Origin of the sequence: Pontibacter silvestris (genome assembly GCF_020907275.1) — a bacterium.
Classification (GTDB): Bacteria; Bacteroidota; Bacteroidia; order Cytophagales; family Hymenobacteraceae; genus Pontibacter; species Pontibacter silvestris.
Window position 1 is genome coordinate 1 of the sequence record NZ_JAJJWI010000097.1, and the last position, 707, is coordinate 707.

The following is a 707-nucleotide window of genomic DNA, read 5'->3' on the forward strand; positions in this document are numbered from 1 at the left end:
CAGTACTGCTACTCAAACAGCTCTTAATACAAAAATCGATCTAGTGGAAAAAGCAGCCGCTAACGGTGTCGCTACTCTGGATGCTAGTGGAAAAGTTCCGAGCAGCCAGCTTCCTGCCTTGTCTAGCAATGCGGTTGATGTAGTAAGCAGTGATGCGGAGATGACAGCGTTAGGAGACCAGGTTGGTCGTATGGCTATCAACAATGTAAAAGGAAAAACCTACGTACTTTATGCTACGCCGGCTTCTGATATCAACAACTGGGTGGAAATTACAACACCTGGTGCTGTACAGTCTGTAAACGGACAAACAGGCACTGTCTCATTAACAAAAAATGATTTAGGCCTTAATAACGTAGACAATACAAGTGATTTGAACAAGCCTGTAAGTACGGCTACACAAACAGCCCTGAATGCAAAGGCAGACTTGGCTTCGCCAAGCTTTACAGGAGTGCCGCTGGCTCCAACAGCAGCACCTGGTACAAATACAACACAAATAGCTACAACAGCATTTGTTGCAGCAGCTATGGCATCAGGTACACCTGATGCTACAACAACTACAAATGGTAAAGTACGCCTGGCAGGAGATTTAACCGGAACAGCTGCTTCTCCTGCTATTGCTACGGGTGCTGTTACGTCAGCTAAAATTTTAGATGGAACGGTTGCTTCTGTTGACCTTGCTGATAACGCCGTAACATCGGCTAAAATTG

1 protein-coding gene is annotated in these 707 nt (G+C 45.5%); it reads left to right on the forward strand.

From position 1 onward, the window contains the following. Positions 1 to 43: 43 nt before the first annotated feature. Positions 44 to 707, forward strand: a 664-nt coding sequence (locus tag LN995_RS22110; RefSeq protein ID WP_229963191.1) for a hypothetical protein, incomplete at its 3' end; no start/stop codon positions are given.